Annotated in this window: 14 protein-coding genes; 10 read left to right on the forward strand and 4 right to left on the reverse strand. The window is 74.6% G+C overall.

Going from position 1 to position 16,095, the window contains the following annotated elements; translation table 11 throughout:
* Positions 1-55: 55 nt before the first annotated feature.
* The 5 genes from ACI8AP_RS02345 (at position 56) to ACI8AP_RS02365 (ending at position 6,330) form a co-directional block, all read left to right on the forward strand.
* Positions 56-664, forward strand: coding sequence for a sigma-70 family RNA polymerase sigma factor (locus tag ACI8AP_RS02345; protein WP_456587714.1), 609 nt, complete (start codon positions 56-58; stop codon positions 662-664).
* The gene (locus tag ACI8AP_RS02350) at positions 648-1,745 is read left to right on the forward strand and encodes a hypothetical protein (protein ID WP_456587715.1); all 1,098 of its coding nucleotides are present in this window, start codon (positions 648-650) and stop codon (positions 1,743-1,745) included. The genes ACI8AP_RS02345 and ACI8AP_RS02350 overlap by 17 nt, the downstream gene beginning before the upstream one ends.
* A 19-nt stretch (positions 1,746-1,764) precedes the next feature.
* A complete protein-coding gene (locus tag ACI8AP_RS02355) occupies positions 1,765-2,739 on the forward strand; it encodes an ABC transporter ATP-binding protein (protein ID WP_456587716.1) in 975 nt (324 codons plus the stop codon).
* Positions 2,736-3,581 carry an ABC transporter permease gene (locus ACI8AP_RS02360; RefSeq protein WP_456587717.1) on the forward strand — a complete coding sequence of 282 codons (846 nt, stop codon included), beginning with the start codon at positions 2,736-2,738 and terminating at the stop codon, positions 3,579-3,581. Before ACI8AP_RS02355 ends, ACI8AP_RS02360 begins: the two co-directional genes overlap by 4 nt.
* A 145-nt stretch (positions 3,582-3,726) precedes the next feature.
* On the forward strand, positions 3,727-6,330 hold the full coding sequence (locus ACI8AP_RS02365) for a bifunctional FO biosynthesis protein CofGH (RefSeq protein ID WP_456587718.1): 2,604 nt from the start codon (positions 3,727-3,729) through the stop codon (positions 6,328-6,330).
* Between the two features lie 42 nt (positions 6,331-6,372).
* Here ACI8AP_RS02365 and ACI8AP_RS02370 read toward each other — a convergent pair whose 3' ends face one another.
* The gene (locus ACI8AP_RS02370; RefSeq protein ID WP_456587719.1) at positions 6,373-7,020 is read right to left on the reverse strand and encodes a DUF981 family protein; all 648 of its coding nucleotides are present in this window, start codon (positions 7,018-7,020) and stop codon (positions 6,373-6,375) included.
* Between the two features lie 188 nt (positions 7,021-7,208).
* Here ACI8AP_RS02370 and ACI8AP_RS02375 point away from each other — a divergent pair, with 188 nt between their 5' ends.
* Positions 7,209-7,946, forward strand: coding sequence for a metallophosphoesterase family protein (locus ACI8AP_RS02375; RefSeq protein ID WP_456587720.1), 738 nt, complete (start codon positions 7,209-7,211; stop codon positions 7,944-7,946).
* Positions 7,947-8,071: 125 nt separating this feature from the next.
* Positions 8,072-8,578: a hypothetical protein gene (locus tag ACI8AP_RS02380; protein ID WP_456587721.1), complete on the forward strand. Its 507-nt coding sequence runs from the start codon at positions 8,072-8,074 to the stop codon at positions 8,576-8,578.
* A 34-nt stretch (positions 8,579-8,612) separates the two neighbouring features.
* Here ACI8AP_RS02380 and ACI8AP_RS02385 read toward each other — a convergent pair whose 3' ends face one another.
* Positions 8,613-9,404: an SRPBCC family protein gene (locus ACI8AP_RS02385; RefSeq protein ID WP_456587722.1), complete on the reverse strand. Its 792-nt coding sequence runs from the start codon at positions 9,402-9,404 to the stop codon at positions 8,613-8,615.
* 115 nt (positions 9,405-9,519) lie between these two features.
* Between ACI8AP_RS02385 and ACI8AP_RS02390 the strand changes: the two genes are divergently transcribed.
* From ACI8AP_RS02390 to ACI8AP_RS02400, 3 genes are all read left to right on the forward strand, one after another.
* The gene (locus ACI8AP_RS02390; protein WP_456587723.1) at positions 9,520-9,936 is read left to right on the forward strand and encodes a hypothetical protein; all 417 of its coding nucleotides are present in this window, start codon (positions 9,520-9,522) and stop codon (positions 9,934-9,936) included.
* A 64-nt stretch (positions 9,937-10,000) separates the two neighbouring features.
* On the forward strand, positions 10,001-11,014 hold the full coding sequence (locus tag ACI8AP_RS02395; protein WP_456587724.1) for an NADPH:quinone reductase: 1,014 nt from the start codon (positions 10,001-10,003) through the stop codon (positions 11,012-11,014).
* 44 nt (positions 11,015-11,058) lie between these two features.
* Positions 11,059-12,747 carry a DUF885 domain-containing protein gene (locus ACI8AP_RS02400; RefSeq protein ID WP_456587725.1) on the forward strand — a complete coding sequence of 563 codons (1,689 nt, stop codon included), beginning with the start codon at positions 11,059-11,061 and terminating at the stop codon, positions 12,745-12,747.
* 94 nt (positions 12,748-12,841) lie between these two features.
* On the opposite strand, the gene ACI8AP_RS02405 is transcribed toward ACI8AP_RS02400, so the two are convergent.
* A complete protein-coding gene (locus ACI8AP_RS02405; protein WP_456587726.1) occupies positions 12,842-13,996 on the reverse strand; it encodes an acyl-CoA dehydrogenase family protein in 1,155 nt (384 codons plus the stop codon).
* On the reverse strand, positions 13,996-15,993 hold the full coding sequence (locus ACI8AP_RS02410; RefSeq protein WP_456587727.1) for an ATP-binding protein: 1,998 nt from the start codon (positions 15,991-15,993) through the stop codon (positions 13,996-13,998). Before ACI8AP_RS02410 ends, ACI8AP_RS02405 begins: the two co-directional genes overlap by 1 nt.
* Between the last annotated feature and the right edge of the window lie 102 nt (positions 15,994-16,095).

Raw genomic sequence — 16,095 nt, forward strand, 5'->3', positions numbered from 1 at the left:
CGGATGTCTCCGGGGCCGGTTGTCACATCCGCGGGCCCGGCGGTGCTATCCGTACATGGACCTCGTACGGCACGGACGGCCGGCACCGGCAGCCGTCCTGACTTTTCCCGGCGCGCTCGGCCGGGTCGGAGGGGCGGGCAGCGTGCCGGCAGCAGCGACCCGCGGTGCGGTGCGGCCCGACCTCGAGGAGGTCTTCCGCCGCGACTACCAGCGGGTCGTCGGGGTCGCCGCGAGGGTGCTCGGTTCCCGCGACCAGGCGGAGGACGTGGCGCAGGAGGTGTTCCTGTCCTTCGGCCGCTCGTCCGTGCCCGCGGCCGAGGCCGCCGGCTGGCTGTCGGTCGCCGCCGCGCACACCGCGCTGAACCTGATCCGCTCGGGTCGCCGCCGCGCCGCCCGGGAGGAGACGGTGGCCTCGGCCGCCGACCCCACCACCCCCGACGTGGCCGACGCGGTCCTCACCCTCGAGGACCGCAGCCGCGTCCGGGCGGCCCTCGCCCGGCTCCCCCGCACGCAGGCGACCGCGCTCGTGCTGCGCCACAGCGGCCTGAGCTACGCCGAGGTCGCCACCGCACTCGATCTGTCCCCCGGCAGCGTCGGCACCACCGTCCGCCGCGCCGAAGCCGCACTTCGCAAGGAGCTGAACCGCCATGCGTCATCCGAATGAGGGCGTCCTCCGCCGGCTGATCGACGAGCCGGCCGGGGTCTCCGACGCCGACCGCGCGCACGTCGCCGGCTGCCCGGTCTGCCTGCGCGCCCTCGACGACGCCCGCGCGGACGCGCAGCTGGTCGGTGCGGCGCTCGGCGGGTCCGACCCCGCCTCCGGCGCCGTCGACACCGACGCCGCGTGGGCCCGGTTCTCGGCCGCCTCGGCCCCGTCGACGGTGACCGCCTTCCGCCCGGCGCGCACCGCCGGCCGCAACCGCTGGGGCACGGCCGTCCGCCGTCCCGCCGTGGCGGCGCTCGGCGCGGTGGTCCTGCTGACCGGCGCCGGGGTCGCGGCCGCGAACGACTGGCTGCCGATCTTCCAGACCGAGCGCGTCGACCCGGTCGAGGTGAGCGCCACCGACCTGGTGCAGATCCCGGACCTCTCCGCCTACGGCGACCTCGAGTTCGCCGAGGAGCCCGCGCCGGAGCCGGTGACCGACGCCGAGGCGGCGCGGGAGCGCACCGGCCTCACCGTCCCGGAGGTCGCCGAGCTGCCCGCGGGCGTGACCGGCGAGCCTGCCTACCTGGCGGCCGACGTGGCCCGCGCGACGTTCACCTTCTCCGCCGCCAAGGCCGCGCAGGCCGCGGCCGCCGAGGGCGAGGTCCTGCCTCCCCCGCCGCCCGGGCTCGACGGCGCCCAGCTGCGGCTGGAGGCCGGCCCCGGGGTCGCGGCGGTGTGGTCGCAGCCGACCGGCGTGCCCAGCCTCGTCGTCGCCCGGGCGAACGCGCCGACGGTGCTCTCCTCGGGGGTGCCGTTCGAGACGGTCCGCGACTACCTGCTGTCGCTGCCCGGCCTCCCCGACGGCCTGGCCGACCAGCTGCGCGACCTCTCCACCGACGCCGCGACGCTGCCGCTGCCGGTTCCCGCGGAGATGGTGACCAGCTCGACGGCCGACGTCGACGGGGCGGAGGCGACGGTGCTCACCTCCCGCAACGGGCTCTTCGCCGGCGTGGTCTGGGTGGAGGACGGCGTGATGACCGGCGTCGCCGGAACGCTCAGCGCCGACGAGCTCCTCGACGTCGCCCGTGACCTCCGCTGACGCCGCTACCGTCCGCGGGGTGACCTCGAACGCTCCCGCGGCGGGCGGGCTCGACGGCCTGCCGCCGTCGCCGGCGGTCTGGTGCTCCGGGCTGCGCAAGCGGTACGGACGCCGGACCGCCGTCGACGACGTCTCCTTCACCGTCGGCCGCGGCGAGGTCGTCGGCCTGCTCGGCCCCAACGGCGCCGGGAAGACCAGCGTCATCAAGATGCTGCTCGGCCTCGTGCGACCGGACGCCGGTGAGGTGCTGCTGCTCGGCCGGCCCGCGTCGGACCCGCGCAGCCGCAGCGCCGTCGGGTACCTCCCCGAGCTGTTCCGCTACCAGCCGTGGCTGACCGCGGCGGAGGTGCTCGACCTGCACGTGAAGCTGGCCCGCCTCGACGTCCCCGCCGAGGAGCGCCGCGCGTGCCTGGCGGCGGTCGGGCTGGCCGAGCGGAGCGGCGACCGCGTGGGGAGCTTCTCCAAGGGCATGCAGCAGCGGCTGGGGCTGGCGGTCGCCCTGGTCGCCCGGCCGCAGCTGGTCGTCCTCGACGAGCCCACCAGCGCGCTGGACCCGCTGGGCCGGGTGGACGTCCGCGACCTCGTGCTGGCGCTGAAGTCCCGCGGCGTCGCCGTCCTGCTCAACTCGCACCTGATCGGCGAGGTGGAGCGGGTGTGCGACCGGGTGGTGATCCTCGACAAGGGCCAGGTGGCGGCGTCGGGCACGCTCGCCGAGCTGCTCGGCCAGCGCGAGGTCCGGCTGCGGCTGGCCGACGTCGACGAGCGGGTCGAGCAGCGGCTCCGGGCGGCCGGCTCGCTGACCCGCAGCGGTGACTGGTTCACCGTCGCCCTGGCGTCCGAGGACGACGGCGTCACCGTGCCCGACCTGGTGCGCGACCTCGTCGGGCTCGGGGTCCGGGTGCACGCGGTCGAACCGGTGCGGATCAGCCTCGAGGAGCGGCTGCTCGCCGTCCTCCGGCACGACGAACCCATGCACCAGGAGCCGGCCCCGTGACCGTGCTGACGATCGCCGGCCTCACCCTGCGCGAGGCGTTCCGGCGCAAGGTCGTCTGGGCGCTGCTGATCCTGACCGTGGCGCTGCTCGCGCTCAGCGGCTGGGGCTTCTCCAGGCTCATCGGCCTGGACACCGAGCTCGGCACGCTCACCAGCGGCGAGGCCCGACTGGTCGCCTCCATGCTGATCAACCTGATCATGTTCGGCTTCAGCCTGATCGCGGCGATCGGCACCGCGTTCCTCGCCGGGCCCACGCTCGCCGGCGAGGTCGAGTCGGGCCAGGCGCTGGCGATGCTCGCCCGGCCGGTCCGCCGCTCGTCGATCCTGCTCGGGAAGTGGCTCGGCCTGCTCACCTTCGGCTGCGGGTACGTGGTGCTGGCCGGCCTGGCGCAGCTGCTCATCGTGCGCGGGGTGGTCGGCTACTGGCCGCCGTCACCCGCGGCAGGGCTCGCGCTGCTGGCGGCCGAGACGATCGTGCTGCTGACGCTGGCGCTGCTGCTCTCCAGCGTCGTCTCGCCGATGGCCTCCGGCATCATCGCCGTCGGGCTCTTCGGCGCCACCTGGGTCGCGGGCGTCGTCGGCGGCATCGGCGGCGCGCTGGGCAACGAGGGTGTGGAGCGGGTCGGCAGCGTCTCGCGGGTGCTGCTGCCCACCGACGGCCTGTGGCGCGGCGCCATGAACGCCTTCCAGGACCCGTCGGCGCTCGTCCAGCTGGGCCCCGAGGGCGGTTTCCCGTTCCTGGCCGATGCGCCCCTCACGCCGGTCTACCTGGCGTGGGCCGCGGTGTGGACCGCGGTGATCCTCGGGCTGACCGCGATGTCCTTCCAGCGCCGCGACGTCTGAGCAGTCCCACGACGGGACCACCGGATCACCCGCGCAAGCCAGTGCCTTGCCCACGCCTGTGGGCAGGGCACTAGCTCGCGCGGAAGGCCCCCCGGCCGGGGCGGCCCGACACCTCGTGGCCGGCGGGGCTAGCGTCGGACGCGCTATGAGCGCTGTGCCTGCACCCACCGAGTCCGCCGTCCGCCGCGCCCTGGTTCGCGCCGAGCGGGGCGTGACCCTGGACGCGACCGAGGCGGAGACCCTCCTGCACGCCCGCGGCCTGGGCGAGGGCGAGCCGCTGGACCGGCTGCTCACCGCCGCCGGCCGGGTGCGCGACGCGGGGCTGACCAGCGCCGGGCGGCCCGGCGTCGTCACGTACAGCCGCAAGGTGTTCATCCCGCTCACCCACCTGTGCCGCGACCGCTGCCACTACTGCACGTTCGTCACCACGCCGGGGCAGCTGCGCGCCGAGGGCAAGGCCCCCTACCTCTCCCCCGACGAGGTGCTCGACATCGCCCGCGCCGGCGCCGCACTGGGCTGCAAGGAGGCGCTGTTCACCCTCGGCGACCGCCCGGAGGACCGCTGGCCGGTCGCGCGCGAGTGGCTGGAGGCGCACGGCTTCGACTCGACGCTGGGCTACCTGCGCGCCATGGCGATCCGGGTGCTCGAGGAGACTGGGCTGCTCCCCCACCTCAACCCCGGCGTGCTGTCGTGGGAGGAGATCCAGCGACTCAAGCCCGTGTCGGCGTCGATGGGCATGATGCTGGAGACGACGGCGACCCGGCTCTGGTCCGAGAAGGGCGGCCCGCACTACGGCAGCCCCGACAAGGAGCCCGCCGTCCGGCTGCGGGTGCTGGAGGACGCCGGGCGCTCCGCCGTCCCCTTCACCACCGGCGTGCTGCTGGGCATCGGCGAGGACTACACCGAGCGGGTGGACGCCATCGGCGCGATCCGGGCCGCGGCGGCGCGGCACGGGCACGTGCAGGAGGTGATCGTCCAGAACTTCCGCGCCAAGCCGCGCACCGCGATGGCCGCGCACGACGACCTGGAGCTGCAGGAGTACGTCGCCGCGGTCGCCGTCACCCGGCTGCTGCTCGGCCCGAAGGCCCGTGTGCAGGCACCGCCGAACCTCAGCGACTCCACCGAGCTCGGGCTGCTGCTGCGCGCCGGCGTCGACGACTGGGGCGGCGTCTCCCCGCTGACCCCGGACCACGTGAACCCGGAGCGGCCGTGGCCGAACATCGACAAGCTGGCGGCGCTCACCGCCGAGGCGGGGTTCGAGCTGCGCGAGCGGCTGGCCGCCCAGCCGGGCTACGTGCTGCAGCCCGAGCCGTGGCTGGACCCGCGGGTGCGCCCGCACGTCGCCGCGCTGGCCGGGCCGGACGGGCTGGCCGTCGAGGGGCGCCTGCCGGCGGGCCTGCCGTGGCAGGAGCCCGACGAGTCGTGGACCTCCTCCGGCCGGGTGGACCTGCACGTCGAGGTGGACACCGTCGGGCGGACGACGGACCGGCGCAGCGACTTCGACGCCGTCTACGGCGACTGGTCGGAGCTGCGCGACCGCACGACGGCCGCCCGGGACGGCCGCTCCACCGCGCTGGCCGCGGGCGACCGGGAGGTGCTCGCCGCGCTGCTGCACGCCGAGCAGGACCCGGCTGGACTCACCGACGCCGAGTACCTGGCGCTGCTGGGCGCCGACGGCAGCGACCTCGAGAACCTCTGCGCGCTCGCCGACGCCGTCCGCGCCGACGTCAACGGCGACGACGTCACCTACGTCGTGAACCGGAACATCAACTTCACCAACGTCTGCTACACCGGCTGCCGCTTCTGCGCCTTCGCCCAGCGGCGCACCGACGCCGACGCCTACACGCTGTCGATGGAGCAGGTCGGCGACCGGGTGGACGAGGCGTGGGCCGCCGGCGCGACCGAGATCTGCATGCAGGGCGGCATCCACCCGGACCTGCCGGGCACCGCCTACTTCGACCTGGCCCGCGAGGTGAAGCGGCGGCAGCCGGGTATCCACCTGCACGCGTTCAGCCCCATGGAGATCGTCAACGGGGCGGCCCGCACCGGGCTGTCGTTCCGCGAGTTCCTCACCGGGCTGAAGGAGGCCGGGCTGGACTCGATCCCCGGCACGGCGGCGGAGATCCTCGACGACGACGTCCGCTGGGTGCTGACCAAGGGCAAGCTGCCGACGGCGAGCTGGCTGGAGATCATCGGGACGGCCCACGAGGTCGGCATCCCCACGACGTCGACGATGATGTACGGCCACGTCGACACCCCGGCGCACTGGGTCGGGCACCTGCGCACGCTGTCCGCGCTCCAGGACCGCACCGGCGGGTTCACCGAGTTCGTGCTCCTGCCCTTCGTGCACCACAACTCGCCCATCTACCTGGCCGGCGTCGCCCGCCCGGGGCCGACGGTGCGGGAGAACCGGGCGGTGCACGCGGTCGCGCGGCTGCTGCTGCACGGCCGGGTCGGCAACATCCAGACCTCGTGGGTGAAGCTCGGCGACACCGGCACGCAGGCGGTGCTGCAGGGCGGGGCGAACGACCTCGGCGGCACGCTGATGGAGGAGACGATCAGCCGGATGGCCGGCAGCGAGAACGGCTCGCTGAAGACCATCGCCGAGCTGGAGGCGATGGCCGCCACGATCGGCCGGCCCGCCCGCCAGCGCACCACCGAGTACGGCACGCCCTCGGCCGAGCGGATCGCCACCGCCCGCTCCGAGGAAGGCCGCGCCCGGCTCACCCTGTCGATCAGCCCGAGCTGAGCGGCGGGTGGCGGGGTTCCCCGCCACCCGCCTGCTCCGGGGCTACATCGTGTTGACGATCAGCCCGATGTGGGTGAAGTAGTTGAGCGCGCCGAAGAGCAGGAAGGCCAGGCCAGCAAGACCCCACGCGACGCTGACGACGGTCGCCACCGCCCCGACGCGGCGGGCGCGGAGCGCGAGCGGGAAGAGCACCGCACCCACCCCCACGAGGACGTAGAGCCCGGAGATGAAGACCGCCTCGACCATCGGGTGGTCGGCGAACTGACCGGAGATGGGCTCCTCCGGCGGCGCGGCGAACAGCGTGTAGCGGACCCCGGCGGCGGCGATGCCGAAGGAGGCCAGGCCCATGCCGACCACGAAGACCGACACGGGCAGGTAGGCCCGGCTGAAGGCCACGAGCGCGTCCGGCGCCTCGCGGAGCGCCGTCCCCCGGCGCCACAGGTGCACCGCAGCGACCAGCATGAGGACCCCGAACGCGAGGGCCGGCTCCCCGAAGATGATGTTGTCGAAGGGGAAGTCGGGCGCCAGCGGCCAGGTCAGCGTCATGTGGGCGCCGGTGAGCGTGAGGATCAGCCCCAGCACCGCGAAGGCGAGCGCGTACCCCTCGGTGGGGGCCTCGCGCGGGTCCTTGAGCAGCTGGCGGCCGAGCAGCACCACCAGCAGCAGCCCTGCTCCCGCCGCCACGGACATGATCGTGTTGTAGGTGGGCAGCTGTTCCCAGTCGATGGTCAGCGTTCTTCCTCCCGGTCGGGGAGGCCGGCCCCGGCTGCTGGGGGCCGGCCGTGGGCGATGGGTGCACCAGGCAACCGTCCACCTCCCTAACCAGCGAGGATGCCGGGAAACGATCTCCGCTGAACAAGATCGCTAGGGTCTCGCGCGTGCGCCTCGCCGCGGTCTCCGATATCCACGGCAACCTCCTTGCGCTGGAGGCGGTGCTCGCCGACCTCGCACAGCGATCGGTGGACGTCGTGGTGAACCTCGGCGACCTGCTGTCGGGCGCCGTGCAGCCACGCGAGACCGCCGACCGGCTGGTGGAGCTCGGCCTGCCCACCGTCCGCGGGAACCACGAGCGCCAGCTGCTGACGTTCCCCCGTGCCCGCATGGGCGCCTCCGACCGGCTGGCGCACGACACCATCACCGACGACCACCGGCGGTGGATGGCCGGTCTGCCGCTCACCCTCGCTCCGGCGCCGGGTGTCCTGGCCTTCCACGGCTCCCCCACCGACGACCTGGTCTACCTGCTGGACACCGTGACCGCGGAAGGGGCGCGCCCGGCCACGGAGGCCGAGGTCCTCGACCGGCTCGGCGGCTCCGCCGCGACCCCGCTGCTGCTGTGCGGTCACACCCACCTGCAGCGAGTGGTGCGGCTGCCGACCGGTGCCGTCGTCGTGAACCCGGGCAGCGTCGGCTGGCCCGCCTACGCCGACGACCACCCCTACCCGCATGTCATGGAGTCCGGGACCCCGCACGCCCGGTACGCCATCGCCGACGACTCGGGCGGGCAGTGGTCGGCCGAGTTCCACGCCGTCGAGTACGACTGGGATCAGGCAGCGGCGCTCGCCGCGGCCAACGGCCGACCGGACGTCGCCAGGCAGCTGCGCACCGGCCGCGGCTGAGGACCGGCGGACCCGGGGGGGCGCCGGCGCCCGCAGCACCGAGCACCTCGACTGGTCTTCGGTCGGTGGCCCGATCGACCTATGGCCGATGTGCCGGCGGTCCCTGCGGCGGTTGGCTGTCCGGCGTGAGCAGCACCGACCGCCCCCGCGCCCGCTGGCGCCCCGTCCTGTCCTGGCTCGTCGGGTTCCTGACGCTCTACCAGGGCGTGGTGCCGCTGATCGTGCGGCCGCTGTTCGAGGCCGACCAGCGCTTCGCCGTCGCGCTCGCCCTGCCGTCGCCGTGGTGGTGGCTGGCCTGCGTGGGGATCATCGTCCTCGGGGTGGGTCTGCTGGCCCTGCTGCACCGGGGCGAGGAGCCCCCGCCGGCGGCCGCGCAGCCGGAGAAGCCTCGGGAGGAGACGGGCACCGAGCGCTACGACGTCCTGAGCGCCCTGGTGCTGCTCGCCGGCATCTACAACGGCCTCGCGCCGTTCGTCAGCCGCCTGCTCTTCGACGGCGAGCTGTTCCTCGCCTTCACCCTCCGCCTGCCGGCGCCGTGGTGGTGGATCGCCTCGCTCGCCGTCCTGGTGCTGACCGTCGTGCTGCTCGCGGCAATCGACCGGGTGAAGGAGCGGGCCACCGGCAGCCGGTAGCCGGTGGCCTCACCCCTCCCCGCACCGCCTGGGGTCAGCGGCTGGTACCACCGGTGGTCGGGTCGTCGTCCCGGCGTCCGGCGGCCGTGGCGCCCTGGGTGGTGTCCCCGACCTCGGATCCCTCGAGCCGCGCGTCGGCCGCCGGCACCTCCTCGACGACGGTCACCGGCGGCGAGGCAGGCACCTGGCGCGACTGCTCGGTCTCCGAATCGCTCGTCGAGGTCCTCGAACCGGCCACGGCCGCACCGGCAGCGGCGACCCCGGCCACCGCGGCGGCGCCGGCGGCGACGCCCTTCGCCGAGAGCCCGGCCTTGCCGCTGTCGCCGCGCGACAGGGCCGCGTCCTCGACGCCGGGGGTGCCGGCGCGGACGCCGTGCTCGATCGACCCGCGCCACGCACCGCTCGCGTAGCCCTCGTCCTCGATGAGGGACTTGAACCGCTGCAGGTCCGACTTCACCTGGTGGCCCACGATGCCGAGCTTGTCGCCGGCCTGCTCCACCAGCCCCTCCGGCTCGTACTCCAGGCTCAGGTGGACGATCGTGGAGCCGGGACCGGCGGGTTCGAACCGGACGGCGCCGGCGTTGGTCGCGCCGTCCGTCGCCGCCCAGGCGATCTTCTGGTCGGGGACCTGCTCGAGGATCGCCGCATCCCACTCCCGCCGCACCCCGGCGATCTCGGCCACCCAGTGCAGCCGCCGGTCACCGCGCTGCTGGACCTCCTTGACGCCACTCATGAAGTGCGGGAAGTCCTCGAACTGCGTCCACTGGTCGTACGCCGTGCGTACTGGGACGTCGACCTGGATCGACTGCTCGACCTTGGTGCTCATCGTCGGTTGCTCCTCCGTCGTGGGACCTGCTCCGGCCCACCACCTACCCCGTCACGTGGTCGATGCACCTGTCGCCGCCCCCGGCGGACCCGGCGCCGACGGCTAGCCTCGGGCCATGGGCTACTTCGGCACGCTGGTGTACAGCGAGGGGCGCTGGCGCACGGGACGGCCGACCGCGGTGCCGTTCCTGATGGTCGACGTGCACGACAGCGACATCGCGACCGTCGACTACCGGGCGGCCGACGCGACCGGTGGCCGCTTCTTCCTCGGCTACGAGCCGCGCGTGTACTTCGACGAGCCGGATGCCTCCGCCCCCGTGGACGTCGACGCCGAGGCCGAGGGCTTCGCCCGGTGGGTGCGCGACGCCGTCGGCACCGAGGTCGAGCCGGCCGAGGTGCGTCGGCTGATGGCCTCCCCCGGCGGCGTGCCCCCGACAGACGAGGTGGTCGAGCAGACCGTCGAGCGGCTGCTGGCCGTCTCGGGCCTGCCGATCCCCGAGTGGCCCACCGACGACGACGCGCCGCCCGGCTGAGCCCGCGCACCACCTCCCGGCGCCGTGCCGAGTGAGCCGCCCCTCGTCGGGTAGGAGCCGCGGCGTGCGAGCGATCTCCTACAGCGAACCCGGTGGCCCCGACGTCCTCCAGTTGATCGACCGGCCGGTGCCCGACCCCGGCCCGGGCGAGGTGCGCGTCCGCGTCGCGTTCTCCGGCGTCAACCCCACCGACTGGAAGTCCCGCAGCGCGGCGCAGCCCGGCCCGGACGGCCAGGTGCCGAACCAGGACGGCTCGGGCACCGTCGACGCCGTCGGCCAGGGCGTGGACCCGGCCATGCTCGGCCAGCGGGTGTGGATCTGGGAGGCGGCGTGGCAGCGGCCGTGGGGCACCGCCGCCGAGTTCACCGTCGTCCCGGCCCGGCACGTCGTCCTGCTCGGCGCGGACCCGTCCTTCGAGCTGGGTGCGGCCCTGGGCATCCCCTTCCTCACCGCCCACCGCTGCCTGACCGTCGCCGAGTCGCTGCCCGACCGGCTGGGCCCCGGCTCGCTCACCGGGCACGCCGTGCTGGTGCAGGGCGGCGCGGGCGCCGTCGGCAACGCGGCGATCCAGCTGGCCCGCTGGTCCGACGCCACCGTGATCGCCACGGTCAGCAGCCCCCGCAAGGCGCAGCTGGCCGCGGCCGCCGGCGCCGACCACGTCGTGAACTACAAGGACCAGGACGTCGTCGCCGAGGTGCGGAAGATCGCGCCGAAGGGCGTCGACGCGATCGTGGAGGTGTCGGCCGCGGTGAACGCGCCGGTCGACGCCCAGGTGATCGGGATGCACGGCGCGGTCGCCATGTACGCCGACGACGGAGGCGCGGAGGTGACCGTGCCGGTGCGCGCGCAGATGGGACCGAACGCCCGCTGGCAGTTCGTGCTCGTCTACACCGAACCCGAGCGGGCCAAGGTGCTCGGCATCGAGGACGTCTCCACCGCCGTCGCCGACGGCGCCATCCGGGTCGGGGACGACGCCGGGCTGCCGCTGCACCTCTTCCCGCTGGCCGAGACCGCAGGCGCCCACCAGGCGGTGCAGGACGGCGCCGTCGGCAAGGTGCTGATCGACGTCACGGCGTGAGCGGGTGGCGGGCGGCGGGCGGGCGCCCGGATAGCGTGACCCCGGTGACCGACTCCCCCGCGCGCCCGCCGTCCCCGCTGGACCAGCTCGCCGACGGCTTCGTCGAGAGCTACGCCGCGGCGCAGCCGGTGGTCGCCACCTACATCGGGGTGCCCGGCCACGACGACCGGTGGCCGGACCTGAGCACCGACGGGCACGCCGCCCACGCCGAGCTGCTGCGGCGCACGCGCGCGCAGGCCGACGCGCTGGAACCGGTCGACCGGCGCGACGAGATCGCCCGCAGCGCCATGCTGGAGCGGCTCGGCGCCGAACTGGACCGCTACGACGCCGGCTACGCGCAGGCCGACCTGAACACGGTGGACAGCCCGCTGCAGGGCTTCCGCGAGGTCTTCGACCTGATGCCCACCGCGACCGACGAGGACTGGTCCGCGGTCGCGGTGCGGCTCGCCGCGATGCCCAAGGCCCTGCTGGGGTACGCGCGGGGGCTGGACGACGCCGCCGACCGGGGCCGGGTCTCGGCCGCTCGCCAGGTCCGGCTGGCGGCGGAGCGGGCGCGGCAGTGGGCCGGGACGCCGGAGCGGCCCGGCTTCTTCACCCGGCTGGCGCGCGAGGCCCCGGCCGACCCCCGCAGCGCGCTGGGCCGCGACCTGGCCGACGGCGCCGAGCGGGCGTCGGGCGCCCTGCTCGGGTTCGCCGGGCACCTCGAGCGGGTGCTGCTGCCGCTGGCGCCGGACGCCGACGGCGTGGGCCGTGACCGGTACCTGGTCGAGTCCCGCTACCACACCGGCGCGCGGCTGGACCTCGACGAGACCTACGACTGGGGCTGGGCGGAGCTGGCCCGCATCGTCGCCGAGAAGGAGCGCCTCGCCGAGGAGATCGCCCCCGGGCAGGGGGTGGCCGGCGCGATGGCGGTGCTCGACGCCGACCCGGCGCGGATCCTCCGCGGTCGGGAGGCGCTCCAGGCCTGGCTGCAGGAGACCGCCGACCGCGCGGTGGCCGCGCTGGACGGGGTCCACTTCGACATCCCCGAGCCGGTGCGCCGCATCGAGGGCCGGCTCACCCCCACCGCCGGCGAGGGCGTGTACTACACCGCGCCCAGCGAGGACTTCAGCCGGCCGGGCCGGATGTGGTGGTCCCTGCCCGAGGGCGTCGAGGACATGACGACCTGGCGGGAGGCCACGACGGTCTACCACGAGGGCGTGCCCGGCCACCACCTGCAGATCGGGCAGACGGTCCACGACGCCCAGCGGCTCAACCGCTGGCAGCGACTGCTCTGCTCCTGCTCGGGGAACGCCGAGGGGTGGGCCCTCTACGCCGAGCGGCTGATGGGCGAGCTCGGGTTCCTCGAGGACCCGGGCGACCGGCTCGGGATGCTCGACGCCCAGGAGCTGCGGGCGGCGCGGGTCGTGCTGGACATCGGGCTGCACCTCGACCTGCCGATCCCCGCCGGGGCGGCCGCCGGCTCGCGGTGGGACTACGACGTCGCGCTGGCGTTCCTCCGCCGGCACGTCAGCATGGAGGACGCGATGCGGGTCGACGAGCTGCACCGCTACCTCGGGTGGCCCGGGCAGGCGCCGGTCTACAAGGTGGGCGAGCGGGTGTTCCTCACCTGCCGGGAGGAGGCCCGGCGGCGAGCCGGGGACGCCTTCGACCTGGCGCAGTGGCACCGCGACGTGCTGGCGCTCGGCCAGCTCGGGCTCGACCCGCTGGCCGCCGAGCTCGCCCGCCGCTGAGTCCGGCGGGTCGACTCCCGCGGGTGTGCGCTCGTCGGGGCTACGGGCACCTCGATCACCCCGGGAAGCGCACACCCGCGCGTCCGGCGTCGGATCAGCCGACGCCGAGGTCTCGGGCGATGAGCATCCGCTGCACCTCGCTGGTGCCCTCGCCGATCTCCAGGATCTTCGCGTCGCGGTAGAACCGGCCGACCGGGAACTCGTTCATGAAGCCGTACCCGCCGTGCACCTGGGTCGCGTAGCGGGCGTTGTCCATCGCCACCTCGGAGCTGTACAGCTTCGCGATCGAGGCCTCGCGCTTGAACGGCTCGCCGCGCAGCATCTTCTCCGCCGCCCGGTAGTAGGCCAGCCGCGCGGTGGAGGCCCGCACCTCCATGTCGGCGATCATGAACTGGACCGCCTGGTTGCGGCCGATCGGCTGCCCGAACGCCTCCCGCTCCCCCGCGTACTTCACCGACTCGTCCACGCACCCCTGGGCCAGCCCGACCGAGAGCGCGGAGATCGCGATCCGGCCCTCGTCGAGGATGGAGAGGAACTGGGCGTAGCCGCGGCCGCGCTGCCCGACGAGGTTCTCCTCGGGCACCCGGCAGTCGTCGAAGGAGAGCTCCCGGGTGTCGGAGGCGTTCCAGCCGACCTTCGAGTACCGCTGCCCGACGGTGAACCCCGGCGTGCCCGAGGGCACGATGATCGCCGAGATCTCCTTCTTGCCGTCGGGCTTCGTGCCGGTCACCGCGGTCACCGTCACCAGCGACGTCAGGTCGGTGCCGGAGTTGGTGATGAAGGCCTTCGAGCCGTTGATCACCCAGTGCCCGTCCTCCAGGCGAGCCGTCGTGCGGGTGGCCCCGGCGTCCGAGCCGCCGCCGGGCTCGGTGAGGCCGAACGCACCCAGCGCCTCCCCGGTGCAGAGCCGGGGCAGCCACTCGCGCTTCTGCTCCTCGGTGCCGAACCGGTAGATCGGCATGGCGCCGAGCGAGACGCCCGCCTCCACGGTGATCGCCATGGAGCTGTCCACGCGGGCCAGCTCCTCCAGCGCCACGCAGAGGTCGAAGTAGGTGCCGCCCGCGCCGCCGTACTCCTCGGGGAACGGCAGGCCGAACAGCCCGAGCTCCCCCATCTGCCGCACGATGTCGGTCGGGAACTCGTCCCGCTCGTAGAACTCCCCGATCTGCGGGGCGATGACCTCGCGGGCGAACTCCCGCACGGTCGTCCGCAGGGCTTCGGTCTCGTCGCTGAGCCGGTAGTCCAACATCAGTTCTCCTGCTGCTCGGGCCCGGCCGCCGGGGTCACCAGCGCCAGCCGCTCGTCCAGCGCGACCGTCTGGCCCGCCGTCACTCCGAGCTCGGCCACCGTCCCCGCGATGGGGGCGGTGAGCACGTGCTCCATCTTCATCGCCTCGACGACGAGCAGCGGGGTGCCCGCCTCCACCTCGTCGCCGACCGCGGCCCGCACCACCGTCACCGTGCCCGGCATGGGCGAGGTGACGACGCCGTCGCCCCCGGCCGACCCGGCCGACGACGACAGCCGCTCGTGCTCCCGCAGTGCCGTCACGTGCCCGTCGGCGGCCAGCCACACCGTCCCGCCGGAGTGCACGACGGCGTAGCCGGCGGTCTGGTCGCCCACGGTCACGGTCAGCCGATCCCCGTCCCGGATCGCCCGGGCCGGCACCACACCCCCCGCCACCTGGATCTCGGCGGCCGACGAACGGCCGCGCAGCCGCACCTCGACCGGCTCACCGCCGGCGGCCTGCAGACGGCGCACGGTCCACGCGGGCTCGCCCAGCCGCCAGCCGTCGGGTACGTCCCACCGGTCGACGACGGGGCCGGTCGGCTCGCTCTCGACGAGCAGCGCCAGGGCTGCCGCCGCGTAGGCGATGAACGGCACCGGGTCGGGGGTGGTCAGCGCGTCACCCCGCCGCTCGATCAGCCCGGTGTCGAGCGTCCCGGCGACGACGTCGTCATCGGTGAGCAGCGCCCGCAGGAAGGCGGCGTTGGTCGTCACCCCGAGGACGGCGGTGCGGCCGAGCGCGCCGACGAGCCGGGCCCGGGCGGTCTCCCGGTCCGGGCCCCAGGCGACGACCTTGGCCAGCATCGGGTCGTAGTCGGTGCCGACGACCGTGCCCACGGCCAGCGAGCTGTCCACCCGGATGCCGGCGCCGTCGGGCTCCACCAGCCCCAGCACCGTGCCGGCCTGCGGGAGGAAGCCGCGCGCCGGGTCCTCGGCGTAGAGCCGCCCCTCGATCGCGTGCCCGTCGAGGGAGACGTCGTCCTGGTCCACGGGCAACCGCTCGCCCGCCGCCACCCGCACCTGCAGCTCGACGAGGTCCAGGCCGGTGACGCACTCGGTGACGGGGTGCTCGACCTGCAGCCGGGTGTTCATCTCGAGGAAGAAGAAATCGCGCGGCCGGTCGGCGTCGACGATGAACTCGACCGTGCCGGCGCCGGTGTACCCGACGGCCTTCGCCGCCTCGACCGCCGCCCGGCCCATGGTGGCGCGCATGCCGGTGTCCAGCAGCGGCGACGGCGCCTCCTCGATCACCTTCTGGTGCCGGCGCTGGAGCGAGCACTCGCGCTCGCCGAGGTGGATGACGTTCCCGTGGGCGTCCCCCAGCACCTGCACCTCGATGTGCCGCGAGTTGCCGACGTAGCGCTCCACGAGCAGGGTGTCGTCGCCGAAGGAGCTCCTCGCCTCGCGGCGCGCCCCGGCGATCGCGTCGGACAGCTCGTCGGCGGAGCGGACGACCCGCATGCCCTTGCCGCCACCGCCCGCGCTCGGCTTGAGCAGCACCGGGAAGCCGACGGCGACGGCGGCGTCGGCGACCTCGGCGTCGGTCATCCCGGGCTCCGTGCGGCCCGGCACGACCGGGACCCCGGCGGCCATGACCGTCTGCTTGGCGCGGATCTTGTCGCCCATGGCCTCGATCGCGGCTACCGGCGGGCCGATGAAGACGATCCCCGCCTTCTCGCACGCGCGGGCGAACTCCACGTTCTCCGACAGGAAGCCGTAACCGGGGTGGATCGCCTGGGCGCCGGTGGCGGCCGCGGCCTGCAGCACCCGCTCGACCGACAGGTAGCTCTGCGCCGCAGGAGCCGGCCCGATGTGCACGGCGACGTCGGCCACGCGGGTGTGCAGCGCCCCGGCATCGGCGTCGCTGTAGACGGCGACCGACCGGATGCCCATCTCCCGCAGGGTGCGGATGACCCGGACGGCGATCTCGCCGCGGTTCGCGACCAGGACGGTGTCGAACATGCCTCGCCTCACTGCTCCCTCGCCGACGCTCTGACAGTGAGTGCCTGTGCACTCAGCGGACGAGCGCCGCCGAACCAGGGGAACTCGGTGCCGGGGTTCACG

It is taken from the genome of Blastococcus sp. SYSU DS1021, assembly GCF_054050995.1.